Source organism: Rhodococcus globerulus (genome assembly GCF_019334125.1).
In the GTDB taxonomy this organism is placed as follows: domain Bacteria; phylum Actinomycetota; class Actinomycetes; order Mycobacteriales; family Mycobacteriaceae; genus Rhodococcus_F; species Rhodococcus_F globerula.
The window spans coordinates 5735160-5753830 of sequence record NZ_CP079698.1; the positions used below are offsets into that span (position 1 = coordinate 5735160).

The 18671-nt window shown below is 62.9% G+C and carries 16 protein-coding genes and 2 tRNA genes; 7 read left to right on the forward strand and 11 right to left on the reverse strand.

The genetic code is table 11. The annotated features are described in order from the left end of the window. Positions 1 to 86: 86 nt before the first annotated feature. Positions 87 to 160, reverse strand: a tRNA-Pro gene (locus KYT97_RS26200). A 318-nt stretch (positions 161 to 478) separates the two neighbouring features. On the opposite strand from KYT97_RS26200, the gene KYT97_RS26205 reads away from it, so the two are divergent. Together KYT97_RS26205 and KYT97_RS26210 are read left to right on the forward strand one after the other, a co-directional pair. Then, positions 479 to 552, forward strand: a tRNA-Gly gene (locus KYT97_RS26205). 164 nt (positions 553 to 716) lie between these two features. Next, positions 717 to 1472, forward strand: a complete 756-nt coding sequence (locus KYT97_RS26210) for a hypothetical protein (RefSeq protein ID WP_045067886.1) — start codon at positions 717 to 719, stop codon at positions 1470 to 1472. Between the two features lie 13 nt (positions 1473 to 1485). On the opposite strand, the gene KYT97_RS26215 is transcribed toward KYT97_RS26210, so the two are convergent. From KYT97_RS26215 to KYT97_RS26225, 3 genes are read right to left on the reverse strand one after another with little or no spacing between them, the layout of a single operon-like run. Continuing rightward, positions 1486 to 2283 carry an Fpg/Nei family DNA glycosylase gene (locus KYT97_RS26215; protein ID WP_033232850.1) on the reverse strand — a complete coding sequence of 266 codons (798 nt, stop codon included), beginning with the start codon at positions 2281 to 2283 and terminating at the stop codon, positions 1486 to 1488. Positions 2284 to 2298: 15 nt separating this feature from the next. Continuing rightward, positions 2299 to 2772 carry a ribose-5-phosphate isomerase gene (locus KYT97_RS26220; RefSeq protein WP_033232848.1) on the reverse strand — a complete coding sequence of 158 codons (474 nt, stop codon included), beginning with the start codon at positions 2770 to 2772 and terminating at the stop codon, positions 2299 to 2301. A gap of 58 nt (positions 2773 to 2830) precedes the next feature. Further along, positions 2831 to 3454 (reverse strand): DsbA family oxidoreductase, encoded by a 624-nt coding sequence (locus tag KYT97_RS26225; protein ID WP_033232846.1) that lies wholly within the window; start codon positions 3452 to 3454, stop codon positions 2831 to 2833. A 160-nt stretch (positions 3455 to 3614) separates the two neighbouring features. Between KYT97_RS26225 and KYT97_RS26230 the strand changes: the two genes are divergently transcribed. After that, positions 3615 to 4859 (forward strand): NAD(P)/FAD-dependent oxidoreductase, encoded by a 1245-nt coding sequence (locus tag KYT97_RS26230; RefSeq protein ID WP_219111043.1) that lies wholly within the window; start codon positions 3615 to 3617, stop codon positions 4857 to 4859. A 57-nt stretch (positions 4860 to 4916) separates the two neighbouring features. Next, the gene (gene pepN, locus KYT97_RS26235; protein WP_219111046.1) at positions 4917 to 7496 is read left to right on the forward strand and encodes an aminopeptidase N; all 2580 of its coding nucleotides are present in this window, start codon (positions 4917 to 4919) and stop codon (positions 7494 to 7496) included. A gap of 67 nt (positions 7497 to 7563) precedes the next feature. On the opposite strand, the gene KYT97_RS26240 is transcribed toward pepN, so the two are convergent. The 3 genes from KYT97_RS26240 to KYT97_RS26250 all read right to left on the reverse strand — a co-directional run bounded on the left by KYT97_RS26240 (position 7564) and on the right by KYT97_RS26250 (position 9065). Next, positions 7564 to 8043, reverse strand: coding sequence for a DUF5130 family protein (locus KYT97_RS26240; protein ID WP_033232840.1), 480 nt, complete (start codon positions 8041 to 8043; stop codon positions 7564 to 7566). Further along, positions 8030 to 8293: an aa3-type cytochrome oxidase subunit CtaJ gene (ctaJ, locus tag KYT97_RS26245; RefSeq protein ID WP_033233164.1), complete on the reverse strand. Its 264-nt coding sequence runs from the start codon at positions 8291 to 8293 to the stop codon at positions 8030 to 8032. Before ctaJ ends, KYT97_RS26240 begins: the two co-directional genes overlap by 14 nt. Positions 8294 to 8375: 82 nt before the next feature. Continuing rightward, on the reverse strand, positions 8376 to 9065 hold the full coding sequence (locus KYT97_RS26250; protein ID WP_172936716.1) for an HNH endonuclease: 690 nt from the start codon (positions 9063 to 9065) through the stop codon (positions 8376 to 8378). 161 nt (positions 9066 to 9226) lie between these two features. On the opposite strand from KYT97_RS26250, the gene KYT97_RS26255 reads away from it, so the two are divergent. After that, on the forward strand, positions 9227 to 9622 hold the full coding sequence (locus KYT97_RS26255; RefSeq protein WP_033233162.1) for a globin: 396 nt from the start codon (positions 9227 to 9229) through the stop codon (positions 9620 to 9622). A gap of 4 nt (positions 9623 to 9626) precedes the next feature. On the opposite strand, the gene KYT97_RS26260 is transcribed toward KYT97_RS26255, so the two are convergent. Beyond that, a complete protein-coding gene (locus KYT97_RS26260) occupies positions 9627 to 10046 on the reverse strand; it encodes a cupin domain-containing protein (RefSeq protein ID WP_219111049.1) in 420 nt (139 codons plus the stop codon). A 148-nt stretch (positions 10047 to 10194) separates the two neighbouring features. Here KYT97_RS26260 and KYT97_RS26265 point away from each other — a divergent pair, with 148 nt between their 5' ends. Then, positions 10195 to 11793, forward strand: coding sequence for a glycoside hydrolase family 13 protein (locus KYT97_RS26265; protein ID WP_219111052.1), 1599 nt, complete (start codon positions 10195 to 10197; stop codon positions 11791 to 11793). Continuing rightward, positions 11781 to 12689 carry a DMT family transporter gene (locus KYT97_RS26270; protein ID WP_116102831.1) on the forward strand — a complete coding sequence of 303 codons (909 nt, stop codon included), beginning with the start codon at positions 11781 to 11783 and terminating at the stop codon, positions 12687 to 12689. Before KYT97_RS26265 ends, KYT97_RS26270 begins: the two co-directional genes overlap by 13 nt. On the opposite strand, the gene KYT97_RS26275 is transcribed toward KYT97_RS26270, so the two are convergent. The 3 genes from KYT97_RS26275 to KYT97_RS26285 are packed head-to-tail and all read right to left on the reverse strand — an operon-like array spanning position 12690 to position 18596. Next, positions 12690 to 13340 carry a DUF8010 domain-containing protein gene (locus KYT97_RS26275; RefSeq protein ID WP_219111056.1) on the reverse strand — a complete coding sequence of 217 codons (651 nt, stop codon included), beginning with the start codon at positions 13338 to 13340 and terminating at the stop codon, positions 12690 to 12692. Then, a complete protein-coding gene (locus tag KYT97_RS26280) occupies positions 13333 to 13752 on the reverse strand; it encodes an acyl-CoA thioesterase (protein WP_033232832.1) in 420 nt (139 codons plus the stop codon). The genes KYT97_RS26275 and KYT97_RS26280 overlap by 8 nt, the downstream gene beginning before the upstream one ends. Further along, the gene (locus KYT97_RS26285; RefSeq protein ID WP_219111058.1) at positions 13749 to 18596 is read right to left on the reverse strand and encodes an NAD-glutamate dehydrogenase; all 4848 of its coding nucleotides are present in this window, start codon (positions 18594 to 18596) and stop codon (positions 13749 to 13751) included. The genes KYT97_RS26280 and KYT97_RS26285 overlap by 4 nt, the downstream gene beginning before the upstream one ends. Between the last annotated feature and the right edge of the window lie 75 nt (positions 18597 to 18671).

Below are 18671 nucleotides of genomic sequence, written 5' to 3' on the forward strand. Positions count from 1 at the left end.
ACTGCAGGTTTTCGGTCTTGCTCGTGTGGTCTTGCACGACACTCCACTCCTGCGTGTGCAGTAGTGGAGTCTCGTATACGTACTTGTCGGGATGACAGGATTTGAACCTGCGACCCTCCGCTCCCAAAGCGGATGCGCTACCAAGCTGCGCTACATCCCGTTACTCGCAAACATGCTTCTTACGAACACGCTCGCGAAAACAGCCGCGTACTTGCGACTGCGCCAAACCTTATCGCGCTCACTACTCTCTCACGAACCCGCCCACCATTTGTACACGGATAGCCGTAAGCACGTGCAGCCTGCATCCGGCTCGAAACTCCGGCCGCACCGGCGCCACCGAGCCTCGACCACACACCCTCGCCGGAGATTCCCCTGGTGAGAACGCTTTCGACCCCCCGATTATGAAATCCGCGCCCGCATTGGGTACAGTTTCGAATCGCAGACGACGAACACGGCGATCCCGAGTTCGCGTGTGCACGGGGATGTAGCTCAATGGTAGAGCCTCAGTCTTCCAAACTGATCACGCGGGTTCGATTCCCGTCATCCCCTCCATCGGAGGGAAACTTCCACAAAGATCCGCATCGGCCTCGCCGGTGCGGATTTTTTGTTGCAGCGATCCGTATCCTGGAGTTGTCCGGATCGATACTGCTCGGAGGCCACCCGTGACCACGATTCTTCTCATCCTCGTCGTTCTGGCTGTTGTCGTGTTCCTGGTCATGAAGAGCCAGCAACGCGGTTCCACCCACAGCGCGACACAACTCGACGACGCCAAAGCTGATGCCAGGCAGGCAATCGAGCGTCTCGGCGGCCAGGTGTACAACCTCACCGGCACCGACGAACCGTCACGGCAAGCACTCGCCGACGCAGCCGAGCGCTACACAGCGGCGGGCTCGCAGATCGATCAGGCCGCTACCCCGGTTCAAGCGCGTCTCGCGAAACAGACTGCGCTGGAAGGGCTTTACTACATTCGCGCGGCACGAGTCGCCATGGGAATGGATCCGGGCCCTGACGTTCCCACCATCGACGGCCAGAAAGCCGCCGGCGCGGTGACCGAGTCCCGCGAGGTCGAGTTCGAGGGCCGCAAGGTCGCGGCATCGCCTACCCCGTCGTCGCGTACCCCCAACTACTACCCCGGCGGTCGCGTCGCCGGCCGGCCCGTTCCGGCCGGTTGGTACTCCGAGCCGTGGTGGAAGCCCGCCCTCGTCGCAGGCGCCTGGGGCCTGGGTTCGATGATGCTGTTCTCGACCATGTTCTCCGGGATGGCCGGAGTTCCTTACGGCGCAGAGGCTTTCGCAGCGGGCGGTGATACCGACGCAGATCAAGGCGCAGATGCAGGTGATCAAAGCCAAGGCGACGCCGGCGATCAGAGCTACGACCAAGGCGACCAGGGCTACGACTCAGGTGACAGCGGATTCGGCGACAGTGGATTCGGCGACGGCGGCGGGATGGACTTCGGCGGCATGGACTTCTAGACCGCAGGGTCGTCTACACAGCCTGACACACCGGGCACCAGAACAGGTTTCGTGCCTTCATGACGGAATGAAGGACCGGTGACCCGCAGACCCGGCAGGGTGATCCCGCGCGCCGGTAGACGTAGGTGCGCGGACGATCCTTGGCGTAGGCCGGATCGCCGTTGTCGTGTTCGGCCCGCACGACGTGCATTTTTCCGCGTCGCACGCCGACCTTCATGAGTTCGACGAGGTCCGCCCACATGGCAGTCCATTCGTCGTAGCTGACGAGGTTGCCGGGGCGTTCGGGGTTGATGCCGTGACGGAACAGCAATTCGGCGCGGTAGACGTTGCCGACCCCGGCCAGCACTGCCTGGTCCATGAGCAGTGCGCCGATTGCCGTCTTGGACTTCGAGATTCGCGCCCACGCCTGCTGCGGATCCGCGTCGCGGCGCAATGGATCGGGGCCGAGCCTGGCTTCGATAGCGGCTACTTGCGGCGGCAGCAAGACTTCACAGGCGGTGGGACCACGAAGGTCGGTGCCGAAGCCGGCACCGACCATTCGCATCCGGACCTGCCCAACCGGTTCTTCCATCGGGAGGGCGCTGTCGGTGAACTTTCCGTACAAACCGAGGTGTACGTGGACGATCAGACCGTTGTCGTACGTGTGCCACAGGTGTTTGCCCCAGGCATCCGACGACGTGAGTACATGCCCGTCCACCAGAGCCGCGTCCGTGGCAAATCGCCCCTGCGGGCTGAGTACGCGCACTGGTGAACCGACAAACTTCTTGGCATGCAACCGTGCCAGTCGATGCAGGGTATGACCTTCTGGCACGGGACTACTTCTCGATCAGGCCTGCGGCAATGCCGGTGCGACGCCGGTCTTCTCGTACTCCGAGAGGATGTCGATGCGGCGCTGGTGACGCTCTTCGCCTGACCACTCGGTGGCAAGGAAGGCGTCGACGATGGCAAGCGATTCCTCGAGGGAATGCATGCGTCCACCGATGCCGATGAGCTGTGCCTTGTTGTGCTCGCGGGCCAGCTTGGCGGTTTCGACGCTCCACGCCAGAGCGCACCTGGCGCCGGGAACCTTGTTCGCGGCGATCTGCTCGCCGTTGCCGCTTCCGCCGAGGACGATGCCCAGGCTTCCCTCGTCGGCGACTACCCGCTTGGCTGCCTCGATGCAGAATGCCGGGTAGTCGTCCACGGCGTCGTACTCGTGAGCACCACAGTCGATGGCCTCGTGGCCATTGGCTGTGAGATGTTCGATGATCTCGTTCTTACGTTCGAATCCGGCATGGTCGGCACCCAGGTATACGCGCATGGGGACAATTCTCTCAGGCTCATCCCCCGGCGCGCACCCGGCCCTCACACTGCTGGACTCAGTCGAACTGGGGGTCTTCGTTGCGCGTGCGCTTGAGTTCGAAGAAGTGCGGGTAGCTCGCCAGCGCAACTGCGCCGTCCCACACTCGTCCTGCGTCCTCGCCGCGCGGGATGCGCGAGAGAACCGGGCCGAAGAAGGCAACGCCGTTGACGTGGATGGTGGGAGTTCCGACGTCGGGGCCAACCGCGTCCATGCCGTGATGATGGCTCTCACGCAGGGCTTCGTCGTACTCGGTCGACTCGGCTGCGTCGGCAAGTTCAGCCGGGAGTCCGACCTCGTCGAGTGAACGCTTGATGACGTCGGCAAAGTCCTTGTTGCCTTCGTTGTGGATCTTGGTTCCCATGGCCGTGTACAGCGGCAGCAGGATGTCGTCGCCCTTCAGCTTCGCAGCGGCGATTGCGACGCGCACCGGTCCCCATGCCTTGGTCATCATCTCGCGGTACTCCTCGGGCAGGTCACGTCCTTCGTTGAGGACGGCCAGGCTCATGACGTGGAATTTCGCGTCGATGTTGCGCACCTGCTGCGCTTCGAGGATCCACCGCGAGGTGATCCAGCACCATGGGCACAGAGGATCGAACCAGAAATCAGCTCGGTCGGCACTCTTGTTCTCGACTGCACTCACGTAAACAACTCCCTATCGGTCACGGTCCTAGCGGGAACGAAAAATTGCGTACCCCGCCATGGCAACAATCATCCCCCACCAATCCTTCCCACATACTCCCGAACCACCTTCTCTCACCAGTAATGTCGAAAGAACACGAGTGCGAAGGAGTGGTTCAACCATGAGCGCAAATCGGAGATTCGTCATCATCGGCGGCGGCTTGGCCGGAGCAAAAACTGCGGAGGCCCTGCGAGAGCGGGATTTCGACGGAGACATCGTCCTTCTGAGCGAAGAGGACCATCTGCCGTACGAGCGTCCACCGCTGTCCAAGGAGTTCTTTGCGGGCAAGAAGACCCTCCCGGAATTCACGGTCCACGACGGTGAATGGTTCCGCGATCAGCGAGTGGACCTGCGGCCCGGAACAACCGCAACCGCTTTCGACCCCGTTGCGCACACCGTGACTCTCCCCGACGGTTCCACGCTCTCGTACGACAAACTGGCGCTCGCCACCGGTTCGCGTTCTCGGCGACTCGACATTCCAGGGGCGGACGCCGACGGCGTGCACTACATCCGCACCATCGACCAGGCGTCGGCGCTGCTGAAGGCTCTGTCCGCGGACAAGAAACTGGTTGTGGTGGGCGCCGGCTGGATCGGCCTGGAAATCGCCGCGTCCGCGCGCGGATTCGGTGTCGAGGTGACGATCCTCGAGCATGCGAGTCTTCCCCTCGAAGCAACGCTGGGGCCGGAGATGGGCGAAGTGTTTGCGGCACTGCACCGCGCGAACGGCGTTGACCTACGAACGAGCACCGACGTGAAGTCCATCGCGGTGACAGACGGAGTTGCTTCCGGCGTCACCCTGGCCGACGGCAGCGTAGTTCCCGCCGACGCCGTCCTGATCGCTGTGGGCGCTCTCCCCAACACCGAGTTGGCCACGGCCGCCGGTATCGAGGTCGACGGCGGAGTCCTCGTCGACGCGGGTCTGCAGAGCAGCGACCCAGACGTCGTGGCGATCGGCGATATCGCGGCGGCGACGCACCCGATCCTGAACGCGCGAATTCGAGTGGAGCACTGGGCAAATGCTCTCAACCAACCGGCGACAGCCGCGGACACCATGCTCGGCAAACCGGCAGAGTACGTGCGGATGCCGTATTTCTTCACCGACCAGTACGACCTCGGAATGGAGTACGTCGGGCACGCCCCGCATGGCCGCTACGCCTCCGTCGTCACGCGCGGTGACGTCGACAACCGCGAGTTCCTGGCCTTCTGGCTCGACGGCGACAACAAGGTTCTGGCGGGAATGAACGTCAACATCTGGGATGCCGGTGACGCAATCAAGGAGTTGGTGGCGTCGAGTGCACCGGTGGATCCGAAGCGCCTGGCAGATCCCTCGGTTCCATTGACGGAGGCGTCCGCGATCACGAAGTAGTCCCCGCCGTGATGGGATGGACGCATAAAGATCCACACCATCGACGAGGAGATCTTCGTGGCCGCACCGAACCTGACACGCGAGACGGCAGCCGAACGGTCAGCGCTGCTGACCGTCGACAACTACCTGATCGAACTCGATCTCACCGACGGCAGCGATGCCCCTGGTGAGGAGACGTTCTTCTCCAAGACCACCGTGACCTTCTCGGCCACAGCCGGCTCGAGCAGTTTCATCGACATCATCGCTGCCCGAGTTCATTCCGCAGTGCTCAACGGCACCCCGATCGATATTTCCGACTACGACGAGGCCACCGGAATAGCCTTGACGGACCTCGCCGCGAGCAACGAACTGGTGGTCGAGGCCGACTGTGTGTACTCGCACACCGGAGAAGGTCTGCACCGCTTCGTCGACCCGACGGACAGCGCCGTGTACCTGTACTCGCAGTTCGAGACCGCCGACGCCAAGCGCATGTTCGCGTGTTTCGATCAGCCGGATCTCAAGGCCACGTTCGATGTCCGCGTCACTGCGCCGACCTCGTGGAAGGTCATCTCCAACTCTGCCGTCGTGGAAACCCTTGCCGCCGATCCCGGCAAGCATGTCTTCCGCACAACACCGAAGATGAGCACATACCTCGTTGCGCTCATCGCCGGCCCGTACGCCGTGTGGACCGACAACTACTCCGACGAGCACGGCAACATCCCCCTCGGAATCTTCTGCCGCGCCTCACTTGCCGAGTTCATGGACGAAGAGCGCCTGTTCACCGAAACCAAGCAGGGCTTCGATTTCTACCACCGCAACTTCGGTGTGCCGTATGCCTTCGGGAAGTACGACCAGTTGTTCGTCCCGGAGTTCAACGCAGGCGCGATGGAGAACGCGGGAGCGGTGACGTTCCTGGAGGACTACGTCTTCCGGTCCAAGGTCACTCGCTACTCGTACGAGCGTCGTTCCGAAACCGTGCTTCACGAAATGGCCCACATGTGGTTCGGCGACCTCGTCACCATGACGTGGTGGGACGACCTGTGGCTCAACGAATCCTTTGCGACTTTCGCGTCTGTGCTCTGCCAGACCGAGGCCACCGAGTACAAGAACGCCTGGACAACCTTTGCCAACGTCGAGAAGTCGTGGGCTTACCGTCAGGACCAGTTGCCGTCCACCCACCCCATCGCCGCCGACATCCCGGACCTGGCAGCAGTCGAGGTCAACTTCGACGGAATCACGTATGCCAAGGGCGCCAGCGTTCTCAAGCAATTGGTGGCCTACGTCGGCCTCGATCCCTTCCTCGCGGGACTGCGGGAGTACTTCCGTGAGCACGCATTCGGCAACGCCACCTTCGACGACCTCCTCGGCGCTCTCGAAAAGTCCTCCGGCCGCGACCTTTCCGACTGGGGAACCCAGTGGCTCAAGACCACCGGCCTCAACATCCTTCGCCCCGACTTCGACGTCGACGCAGACGGAAAGTTCACCCGTTTTGCCGTGTTGCAGGACGGCGCAGCTCCCGGTGCCGGTGAGCGACGTGTTCATCGCATCGCGGTCGGCATCTACGACGACGTCGACGGCAAGCTCGTGCGGAGCCGCCGCGTCGAACTCGATCTCGACGCCGCCGAAACCACCGACGTTCCTGAGCTTCTCGGAGTTCATCGCGGTCAATTGATTCTGCTCAACGACGACGACCTGACGTATTGCTCGGTGCGACTCGATCCGCAGTCCCTCTCGACGGCAATCGAGCGCGTCGGCGACATCGCCGAATCACTCCCCCGCACTCTGGTCTGGTCCGCAGCGTGGGAGATGACTCGTCAGGCCGAACTCAAGGCCCGCGATTTTGTCGCTCTGGTTCAGCGAGGCATCAGCGCCGAAACCGAGGTCGGTGTGGTTCAACGCCTCCTGCTCCAAGCACAGACTGCCATCGGAAGCTACGCCGATCCGGTCTGGGCCTCGGCCGAAGGCTGGGCGGATTTCGCCAACCGGCTTCTCGAACTTGCCCGCGAAGCCGAGGCCGGTTCCGATCACCAACTCGCATTTGTCAACGCGCTCACCGGAGTTTCGCTCTCCCCGTGGCACACCGAGGTCCTGAACGAATTGCTCGACGCCGACCCCGCGACCGTCGGCCTCGACGGTCTGGTTGTCGACACCGATCTGCGGTGGCGCATTGTCGGAGCTCTCGCCGCGGCAGGCGAGGTGGATGCCGAGGGGCTGGAGACCCCGTTCATCGACGCCGAGGCCTTGCGCGACCCGACTGCGGCAGGTGCCAGGCAGGCCGCTGCCGCAGCTGCCGGTCGACCGCAAGCTGCGGTGAAGGAGCAGGTGTGGGCAAAGGTGGTCGGCGACGATTCGGTGCCCAACATCACGGCGCGGTCCATCATCGGTGGTTTCGCGCGCGAAGGACAGGACGATCTCCTCGAACCCTTTGTCTCGCGCTATTTCGACGACATCGCCGGCGTGTGGGAACGCCGCTCGAGTGAGGTGGCGCAGACCGTCGTCGTCGGTCTGTACCCGTCGTGGTCAGTCAGTGAAGAGTCCGTCGCAGCGGCTGATCGTTTCCTCGAGGGCGACATTCCTCCCGCGCTGCGTCGCCTTGTCGTAGAGGGCCAGGCCGGTGTAGTTCGATCGCTCACCGCCCGAAAGTTCGACGCAAGCTGATACAAAAGGCCGGTGCCCGCCTCGAGGAAATCGAGGCGGGCACCGGCCTTACTGCAAGGACTGCGAACTACGGCGCAGAGATTGCTGCTGCCATGACACGGATTCCGCTGATCAGTCCGTCGATCAGGTTTCCTTCACTGATGGAGCTCACCGCTGCGGTTGCGCCGAGCTGCGCAACGCGGTCGGTGACCCGATCGGCAACGACGCGGCCACTGCGGACCTCTACGACACGCTGGTTGGGCGATACGGCGATGAGAACCGAACGCTCCGCCTCAGGTGTGGTCGGGAACAGTGCATCGGCACCGGCGGCCGGGTCTGCGCCCAGGTCGCCGACGTACGCATTGAAACGCACCTTGGTGGAACGGGTGGCCTCGGTCAGCGCGACGTCGAGGGCTACCAGGTCCTTGGTCGTGAACGGAAGGTCGTCAACGAACGGCTCTCCCACACGATGCACGCCGGAGATACGGCCACTGGTCGTGATGACGCTGCCGACGGGCAGGTTTTCGGGCGCTACTGCGACCGCTGTCGAATGATCACCACTTGCCACTTGCGGTTCCTCCAATCAGATCAGCCGAGCCGGCTTCGATCGCGTGTGCGCTGCCGTGGTGACCGCCGCGAACGGTCACTTCGTCGACAGCACTCCACAGGATGGGGGCGTGATCCCACGACTCACCCAGATGGAACGCCGGCGGAACCGGACCCGGCGTCTTCTTCCCGAGGAAGGACGCACCCGCGAAGAAGGCGGTGATCAGGGCCGGGATCCCAACGTATATCAGTACTACCTCGAGAATGCTCACACCAGATAACGTAGCCCAGAACGCCAGGAAGGACAGCGTCAGGGCCACAAATTATCGAGCAATTTGTTCCGGGCAGTTCGAGTCAGGCGGCACCGACACCGAGATACGGCACCCACGACGGGTGCAGTTCCTTGGTTGCGGCCAGCAATCGCCAGTGCGGACCGGAGGGCGGAACCAATTCCGCGCGCAGTGTCCACCCCAGTTCGCTGAGCATCTTGTCGGCTTTGCGGTGGTTGCACGGCGCGCAGCACGCTACACAGTTCTCCCATGAATGCCCGCCGCCGCGACTGCGCGGTACCACGTGATCGATGGTCTCGGCCTTTGCGCCGCAGTACGCGCATCGGAAATGGTCACGATGCATCAGTGCCGCGCGGGTCATGGGAATACGGGCGCGGTACGGGACGCGCACATAAGTTCGTAGGCGAATGACCGATGGCACCTGCACCGACCAGTCCGCAGAGTGGACTATGGGTCCGAATTCGTCTTCGTGAACCGTGTCGGCTTTACCGCAGGCCATCAAGACCACGGCCCGTCGTGCCGGCAGGGCCGTCAGCGGTTCGTAGGTGACATTGAGTAGTAGCACTCGGCGTTTGATCCACTCGGGGACCACGTGATCCGTGGCGAACTCGGTGGTCTGACCGAATCCGTCAGGAACAACTTCCAGAACAGCCCCTGACGCGTGCTCATGCCGCGCGTCTGCGCGAGCGATGGCACCACGGCCGCCAGCGGGCTGAAGTTGTCGGTGATTTCGTGCAGCGTGTCGGTTCTTCATACGACCTCCGGGAGACTGCCCCCAAGTTGACCACGGATATTCCGGTTACGCACTCCCATTTCGCACAAAATTGCTCGGATTGCCGGTGAATTTCGGGTGAACGGACCTCCGGTCGACCCGGAAACCGACCACGCCCGCCATCAGGCACAATGGAACACGCCATGAATGACGTACAGCAGACCTTCTACGACGCCGTCGGCGGAGCCGAGACGTTTCACAAGCTCACCGCGCGGTTTTACGAGGAAGTCGCGAAGGACGAGGTTGTTCGCCCGCTGTATCCGGAAGAGGATCTCGGTCCAGCCGAGCGCCGCATGCGGATGTTTCTCGAGCAGTACTGGGGCGGCCCGCACACCTACTCCGACGAGCGCGGACACCCTCGCTTGCGGATGCGGCACAATCCGTTCGTGATCGGCCCGATCGAGCGGGACGCGTGGCTACGCTGCATGCACGTTGCGATCGCGTCCATCGACGAGAAGACCTTGGACGCCGCACATCGCCAACAGTTGATCGATTACATGGAGATGGCTGCAGCATCCATGGTCAATTCCGCCATCTGAACCGCTAGCGTCTGACCGTTCGTCCGAGCTTGCGGACAGCCCGAACACCGAACGACACGCTCGGGTGCAGCGGCACGCTCAGAATCGCGTGTTTGCGGACGTAATCCTCGACGTGCCATTCCGACCAACTGCCGGCGCGGAAGAGCGCGGCGTCACCGACAGACAGAGTGCGCTTCTCGACCCCCGCGGACTCGACCGTCACCGATCCTTCGAGGATCTGAACGATCTCGTCGGCGCTGAAGTACCACCGGAACCGCCCTTTGGTGCAGTCCCACACGTGCGTTGTCGTGGTGCCGTCCTTGCTGGCAGACCATTGCGCGGCGCGGGCGACCGGATCCCCGGAAATGATCCAGTCCGCGTTGATCGGATCGTCGTTCAACGGAAGTTGGTCCAGACTCACTGCTTCGATTGCCGACAAACTCATGATTTTCCCCCCTCGAGAAATCGGTAGCGCAAAGATTGCCGACGGCAGAGTCTTCGCTCCTGGAAAGTACACCAAGGTGAGGTAAAGAACCACCAAACAGCCGTGTCCAAGTCGTGCGAGTGCTCGAGGTTTGGCACTATGAGAACTTGTGAGTAGCCCCGCGGATTCGACCGTTACCAACCCGTCCACTCCGCCTTGGTGGAACGAGGCAGTTTTCTACCAGATCTATCCGCGATCTTTTGCCGATTCCAACGGCGACGGCATCGGTGACCTCGGCGGAATCGAGGACAAACTCGGGTACCTGGAACTGCTGGGCGTCGACGCCCTCTGGTTGAGTCCGGTCATGCGCTCGCCGATGGCCGATCACGGGTACGACGTCTCAGACCCGCGTGACATCGATCCCCTGTTCGGCGACATCGCCGCGATGGATTCACTGATCAGCGCGGCACATGAGCGCGATATCAAGATCACGATGGACTTGGTCCCCAACCACACCAGCGACCAGCACGAATGGTTCCAAGCTGCGCTGGACTCCGCACCAGGTAGCCCGGAACGATCCCGCTACATCTTCCGCGACGGCAAGGGTGAGAACGGCACCGAACCACCCAACAACTGGCCAAGCATCTTCGGCGGCCCGGCCTGGACCCGCATCACCGATGCCGACGGAAACCCTGGGCAGTGGTACCTCCACATCTTCGCGAAGGAACAGCCCGATCTGAACTGGGACAACCCGGAGGTTTTCGAGGATCTGGCCAAGACTCTGCGCTTCTGGCTCAGCCGGGGTATCGACGGATTTCGGATCGATGTCGCCCACGGAATGGCCAAGCCGGAGGGTTTGCCGGACCATGACTGGGACCTCAACGAGCTCATGCGCAACGACGACGACGACCCGCGATTCAACAATCCCGAGGTCCACCAGATCCACCGCGGAATCCGCAAGGTCATGAACGAATTCCCCGAGGCGATGACCGTGGGAGAGATCTGGGTTCGCGACAACGAGCGCTTCGGTGAGTACATCCGTCCGGACGAGCTTCACCTCGGATTCAACTTCCGCTTGGCAGAAACCGAATTCTCGGCGGAATCCGTGCGGGCAGCGGTGGAGAACTCCCTCGCCGCCGTAGCCGAGGTCGGCGGCGTTCCGACGTGGACGCTCTCCAATCACGATGTCGAACGTGAGGTCACCCGCTACGGCGGAGGCCAGATCGGAACTCTGCGCGCACGCGCGATGGCCTTGGTCGAGCTTGCACTTCCCGGTGCCGCCTTCATCTACAACGGCGCCGAGCTCGGACTGCCAAACGTCGATCTTCCCGACGACGCCCTGCAGGATCCGGTGTGGGAACGCTCCGGTCACGCCGAGCGTGGCCGCGACGGATGCCGAGTGCCATTGCCGTGGGAAGGCGCCGCTCCGCCCTTCGGCTTCACCACAGCCTCGAGCACATGGTTGCCGATGCCACCCGAGTGGTCGACGCTGACGGTCGAGGCTCAACTCGAGGACGTCGATTCGATGCTCTCGCTGTACCGCAGCGCCCTCGAACTGCGTTCGTCCCGGCCGGAGATCTCGGGTGCCGACATCGACTGGTACGGGAGCCCTCCCGGGTGCCTGGCGTTTCGTCGACGGGGCGGTCTGATCTGTGCCCTCAACACGTCGGATGTGCCTATTTCCCTGCCCGCCGGCGACGTCATCCTCAGCAGCGCTCCCCTGGTCGACGGTCTGTTGCCCGTCAACACCGCTGCGTGGCTGATCTGAGTCGGACCTCAACTCACCGGGGATCGGTCCTGGCCGTTGTAGCCGCGGCCGTGCTGTTCGGAACCACAGGAACCGCACAGGCCTTGGCCTCGGAAAGCCTCGGATACGACCTCGATCCCCTGGCCGTCGGTTCCGCGCGGGTGGTTCTCGCAGGCCTGATCCTCGCGGTGTTTGCGTACGCGCGCGGCGGCCTCGGGTTCACTCGCTCGACCAGCCAATCCGCGCTCACGGGCGGATTCGGTGTCGCCGCATATCAATTGGGGTTCTTCACCGGAGTGCAGGCAGCGGGAGTTGCGGCAGGCACGATGATCGCACTGGGATCAGGTCCGGCGTTCACCGGCGTACTGCAGTACCTGGTGGACCGCCGCATGCCCGGCCCGCTGTGGTTCCTCTCGACCCTGGTCGCCGTCGCCGGTATGACGCTCATCGTCGCCGGCCAACCCGGCGACGGATCGGCGAACGTACTCGCCGGCGCGGTGCCGGCACTCATCGCCGGACTGGGCTACGCGATCTACACCGTTGCCGGCGCACACATGATCACGGCGGGAGTGTCCACGCAGGGCGCGATGGGTCAGATGTTCGGCATCGGCGGGATCCTCCTACTACCGATCCTGATCTGGCAGTGGCCAGGTGGGCTCGATACCGGCGCCGGGACAACCGCGGTGGTGTACCTCGTTGTGGTTCCGACCGTGTTGGCCTACCTGCTCTTCGCGGCGGCACTGCGGCACCTCAACCCGGCAACCGTCGCAACGCTGACGCTGCTCGAGCCGGTAGTCGCAGCTATTCTCGGCGCAGTGGTTCTCGGCGAGACCATCACCACAGTGGCCATGCTCGGCATGGCCACCGTCCTCGCGGCCCTCGGCTTGTTGACGGCAGCGACACTGCGTAACAGCTAGCTAGCGAGCCACCATCAGCGGGATCGACCCGCCGCGGTGGCGATAGATCGAACCGAAGCGCGCGTCGAGACGAATCCACGATCTACTGGCCCGAACCCGCACCAACTCCGTCTCATTGATTCGGTTCACATCGACGAATCCCATTGCGGTCAGCGCAAATATCGCCCGCATCGAGATCCCGGCCGTGATGCTCGGCCCACTGACCTCGAGCACCTCTTGATCGAGCAACGAGACGGGCGGTCCCGAACTGCTGCCGTGCTCCTGCGCCAAAGCATTTCCGCGCTGGGCCAATTCGATCAAGACGTGCGCCGGGACATCGTCGAGGTGCTCGAATCCTTCGGCCGGCGGCAGCGCTCCACGCCACGCCGAGTCCATCGAGAATCCCGGATCGATCAGTTCACCGGATGCGTGGGACAGTGCAGCCAACAAGGTATCCCCGGCCGCCGAGGTGTCGCCGGGATTGACGGTGCCGACGATAGTGCGCGTCGCCAGGGCGTCGAACCCTGTTGCTGCCCACACACTCACGTGATCCGGGCCGCGTCGACGCATCCTGATGACGGCCGATTCGTCCAACCGCAACGCGTGCCCGATGAAGCCGGCCAAGTTCTTGCGCTCGGCTTCATCGGGCACGGTCAGCATTCGCTCATGCACGCTGCCAACGCTCCAGGTACCCACGCTCGGGACCACTGAGCCGCCGCAGTCGTTGCGTATCGATATCGAACGCCGCGATCTGCGTCGACGCGACTATGGACGGCGCGACCGACAGTCCCGCCGACTTGGGGCGCACCTCGTATCCGATCGTAAAGTCCACGGCTCGAATCTTTTCCACCCACATCAACACGTCGAGCGGCGAATCGTCGTGCCGCAGCTGCCCCCGATACCGCACATGCAGATCCGCGACAACCGCACCGTCACGCAATGACACCGTCGGACATCCGTCGTGGAACAGCCACGGAATCCGAGCTTCTTCGAGCAGTGTCACCATGCGCGCATGGTTGACGTGTTGGAAGACGTCCATGTCGGACCATCGAACCGCCACGTCGGCATGAAATCCTTCGCTCAACGCCCTACCTCCGATCGGGTGCCCATGCTGCGCACCATGCTGCGAACCTGCCGCGCCGCTACCGAGAGCGTCGCGAGGTCAAGCGTCCCAGACTCGAAGATCTCACCGAGAGCGGCCCTCGCCCGGCTCAGCCTCGACGAGTTGGTCGCTTCCCATTCGTCGATCTTTTCCTGCGGCGATTCTCCCGGCTCACCGCCGACGAGCACTTCCATCGTGAGCTGCCGCAACGAGCTGTACAGATCGTCACGCAACGCCAGCCGGGCCAGTGAATGCCAGCGATCCCCACGCTCGAGTCCGGACACGGCCGTGAGCAGCCAGTCGATTCCGAGATGCGCGTCAAGCGCGTAGTAGAGCTGCGCGACTTCCGCGATGTCGTGCTCGGCGATGTCGGCGATATCCGCGATGTCGAGGAGGCAGTACACGTCCAGGAGCCGGAAGACTTCGAGCGCCAGAGCTTCGGGGGCTCCACGGTCGATGACTGATTGGGCCCGGGAAAGCAGATCCGTCAATTGATGGCCGGCAAGCAAATCGGGAACAAGGGGTGCCGTCGACCGGTAGGCCGCGGAGTAGCGAGACACTTCTGCCCCCACCGCGATGGGCTGTGGCCGATTGGCGAGAAACCACCGCGAGGCTCGGTCGAGGAGTCTGCACGTTTCCACGATCAGATCGTTCTCGAGATCAGCTGCGAGTCCGGCCGAACGAATCCGCCCCCACACGTCGTCGAGCGCAAACACCTCACGGACGGCTGCGTACGCCCGAATCGAATCCGTACTGCTGGCGCCGGTTTCCTCCGCAAGCCGGTACGCGTAGGTGATTCCGCCGTTGTCGATGACCTCGTTGACCAGCATGGTCGCCACGATCTGTCGGCGCAGTGGGTGGTCCTTGATCTGCGCGGCAAACCGATCGCGCACCGCACTCGGGAAATATCCGGGAATCTGTTGCGCGAAGTACTCGTTGTCCGGCAACTCTGTGGCGAGCAGATCGTCCTTGAGCGCGAGCTTCACATGCGCGGTGAGAGTCGCCAATTCCGGTGACGTCAAACCGGATCCGATAGCCAGGCGCCGATCGATTTCCTTGTTGGTCGGTAGCGCCTCCAGTGCGCGATCGAGTCCGCGTGTAGCGCTCAGATCGCTGATCTGCCGCCGGTGGACGGCAAGCATTTGCGGGGCCGTGACCCGCGAAATACCCAGCAGAGCATTCTGGGCGATGTTGTCCGCCAGAACGAGGCGCGCAACATCGTCGGTCATCAAGGCCAACAACGGGTTCCGCTCATCTGCGGGTAACGCACCCGACCGAACCAACGTGTCGAGCAGGATCTTGATATTGACCTCATGGTCGGAGCAGTCCACCCCCGCCGAGTTGTCGATCGCGTCGGTATTGATGTGTCCACCGTTGGCACTGAACTCGATTCGCCCCAGCGCCGTCACACCGAGATTGCCGCCCTCGCCGACCACCTTGACCCGTAGGTCAGCGCCGTCGACACGGACCGCATCGTTGCTCTTGTCGCCGACCTGCGCGTTGGTTTCGGCCGACGCCTTGATATAGGTACCGATGCCGCCGTTCCACAGCAGATCTACCGGTGCGGACAGGATCGCGCGCATCAATTCGGGCGGCGAGAGTTTGGTGACTCCCTCGTCCAACCCCAGGGCAACGCGCACACTTTCGGCGATGGGGACGGACTTGACGGTACGGTCCCACACACCGCCGCCGTCACTGATCAGGCTGGCGTCGTAATCCGCCCACGACGATCGCGGAAGTTCGAAGAGTCGGCCACGCTCGACAAATGATCGCGCGGCATCCGGGTTGGGGTCGAGGAAGATGTGCCGGTGATCGAATGCCCCGACCAGTCGGATGTGACGGCTCAGCAACATACCGTTGCCGAATACGTCGCCGCTCATGTCCCCGACTCCGACTACGGTGAAGTCCTCGGACTGCGTGTCGACACCGATTTCCCGGAAGTGCCGCTTGACGCTTTCCCACGCGCCGCGAGCGGTGATCCCCATTCCCTTGTGGTCGTATCCCACCGAACCACCCGAGGCAAATGCGTCGCCGAGCCAGAAGTTGTACTGCGCAGCAACGGAATTCGCCAGGTCCGAGAATGATGCCGTCCCCTTGTCCGCGGCGACGACAAGGTATCGATCCTCGTCGTCGAGTCGCACGACCCGATCCGGCGTCACCACTTCCCCGGTCTCAGGATGAACGTTGTCCGTGATGTCGAGCAGACCCGAGATGAAAGTCCGGTAGCAGGCTTTGCCGGATTCGAGTGTGGCACTGCGATCGGTTGCCGGATCTCCGGTCGGGACCGGCGGGTTCTTCACGACAAATCCGCCCTTGGCACCAACGGGGACGATGACCGCGTTCTTGACCGCCTGCGCCTTCACGAGGCCAAGCACTTCGGTCCGGAAATCTTCCCGACGGTCCGACCACCGCAGACCACCACGGGCCACCGCGCCGAACCGCAGGTGCACTCCCTCGACCTCCGGCGAGTACACAAAGATCTCGAAAGCCGGCCTGGGCTTCGGCAATTCACTGATCCGAGAAGGATCAAGCTTGATCGACAGATACCCGCGCGAGCGCCCATCCGTATCCAGGACATAGAAGTTGGTGCGCAGCGTTGCCTTCACCAGCGAAAACATTCCCCGCAGGATTCGGTCGGCATCGAGGCTGAGAACTTCGTCGATCGAGGCCCGCAGTTGCGCCTCCAACTCCTCGATACGCTTCCCACCAGTCAAGTTCGGATCGAACTTCGCTTCGAAAAGTTCCACCAGCGCCGCCGCAGTCCGCGGGTGCGACAGTGCGATCCCCTCGATATGAAACTGACTGTACGGAAAAGTAGCCTGCCGCAAGTATTTTGCGTAAGCCCGCAGGATGACTGCCTGCCGCCACGTCAATCCTGCCCGCAGTACAAGTTCGTTGAACCGGTCAGCCTCGGCGCGCCCGAACCACACGGCACCGAACGCCGCGGTGAACCGCTTCTGCACCTCGGTCAGCGCTACCGTGCTGGTTTCGAGTGGCACTTGGGTGTCGAGATCCGGCTGCACGGATGCCCGCAATTCCGCCGGTACAGACAACCCGAAATCGTAGATCCAGCACTTCACCCCGTCGAGTCGCTGGACCACGTGTGGCCGTTCGTCGAGCACCTCGACACCGAGCGACTGCAGTACCGGGAGAACCTGGCTCAGCGAAATGGCGTCGCCGCCGACAAACAGCGTGAACCGCCACTGACCTGGTTCGGAATCCTCACCGCGATAGAGCAACACGTCGATCGAACCGGGAGCCAACGCTTCGAGCCGAGAGATATCGGACAACGCGCGAGAGGGCTCGAAGTCCTCCTTGTATCCGTCGGGAAGAACCCGGATGTACCGCTGCACCAATTCCAGATCGAGGTCGGAGCGCTCACGGACGAGATCGGTGATGCGGTCGTCCCAACTACGACTGACTTCGGTCAGCAGCGCCTGAACGCGTTCACGGTTTTCTTCGGACACATCGAGTCGAATCGGTGCGCTGCCAGGCTCACGCCGGATCGTCACATGCAGCAAAGCAAGGTCGTTCTCACTCACCCTGGCTGTGTAATCCACTGTGCCTGGACCGAATTCACTCCAGAGCGTGTGCTGCATCGCCAACCGGACACGCGTTGTGTAGCGGTCGCGGGGCAGGTACACCAGGCAGGAGACAAACCGACCGAACGTGTCTTCGCGAACGAACAGCCGCACCTGACGACGCAGGCCGATGCTGTGCACCGCGTGAACAGTCTCGAACAAGGTGTCGGTGTCGCTGGAAAACAACTCCGTGCGGGGGAAGGACTGAATGACCTCGAGCATCGCCTGGCCGGAATACGAATCGAGGTCGACACCGGCGCGGCTGATCACCTCGCGCACCCGGCGCTCGATCAGCGGAATGGCAAGAACGTTTTCGTGGAGGGCCACCACGGTGAAGACGCCGAGGAACCTGTGCTCCCCCACGATGTTTCCGTCGTCGTCGAGTATCGACACCCCGACGAAGTACGGATACACGGCGCGGTGAACGGTGGCGGGGAACGACCCCTGGGTCAGGACGAGCAGCGGCCGATCCGGGAGATCGGCAACCGGCGGCAGGCTCATCGGACCGTCGGTGACGGCGTCGGATCGCAGCACACCGAGTCCACTGCCGTCCACCGTGCGGGAGCCGTCTGCAGTGCCGATGAACCGTCGATAGCCGAGCACGGCGTAGTTGCCGGCAGCCATCCACCGCAGGAGGCCTGCCGTGTCGGAGAATTCTTCCGACGAGACGCGGCCGGTAGCCGAGGCTGCCGACAACTCGAGTTCGTCGGCGATACTCAATTGCAGGGCAGTCATGGACGGGGTGTCGTCGGCGACGACGCGGACATCGGCCAACACCTTGCCCAGGTGTTCTTCGATGGCGTCGAGTTCGAAATCCTGCGCTGCCGCGTCCAACTGCACGTGCATCCAGGATTCCTGGATACCGGTGTCTCCCAAAGACTTCAAATTGCCCGAATTGTCCCGATCCGCTCGAAGGATCGGATGGGCGTACTGACTGATACCCACACCTAGGCGATTGAGCAGCGCGGTGATGGATTCGACCAACAGCGACATGTCGTCGTTGACGATCTGGATCGCCGCACCCAACTTCGCCGGATCCCAGGGCCGATAGACCCGCCACACCGCCGTGCCCGGCACCCGAGTGCGCCCGAGTTCGAGATGCGCTTTCAGTACGCGATTGGATCGGCCGTTGATCACATCGCCGCTGTCACCCTCGTCGATATGTGTGAAAAAAGCCTCGCGAAGGCGCGTGAGTAACGTCGCTTCGTCGAGGCTTTCGGAATTGTGTGGTGCTCGGTCGGTCATTCCTGGCTCACATCCTGTGGGTTCTGATCACCGCGGCCAATCTCATGCTCGAGACTAGCCGCGGTGACCGCTACC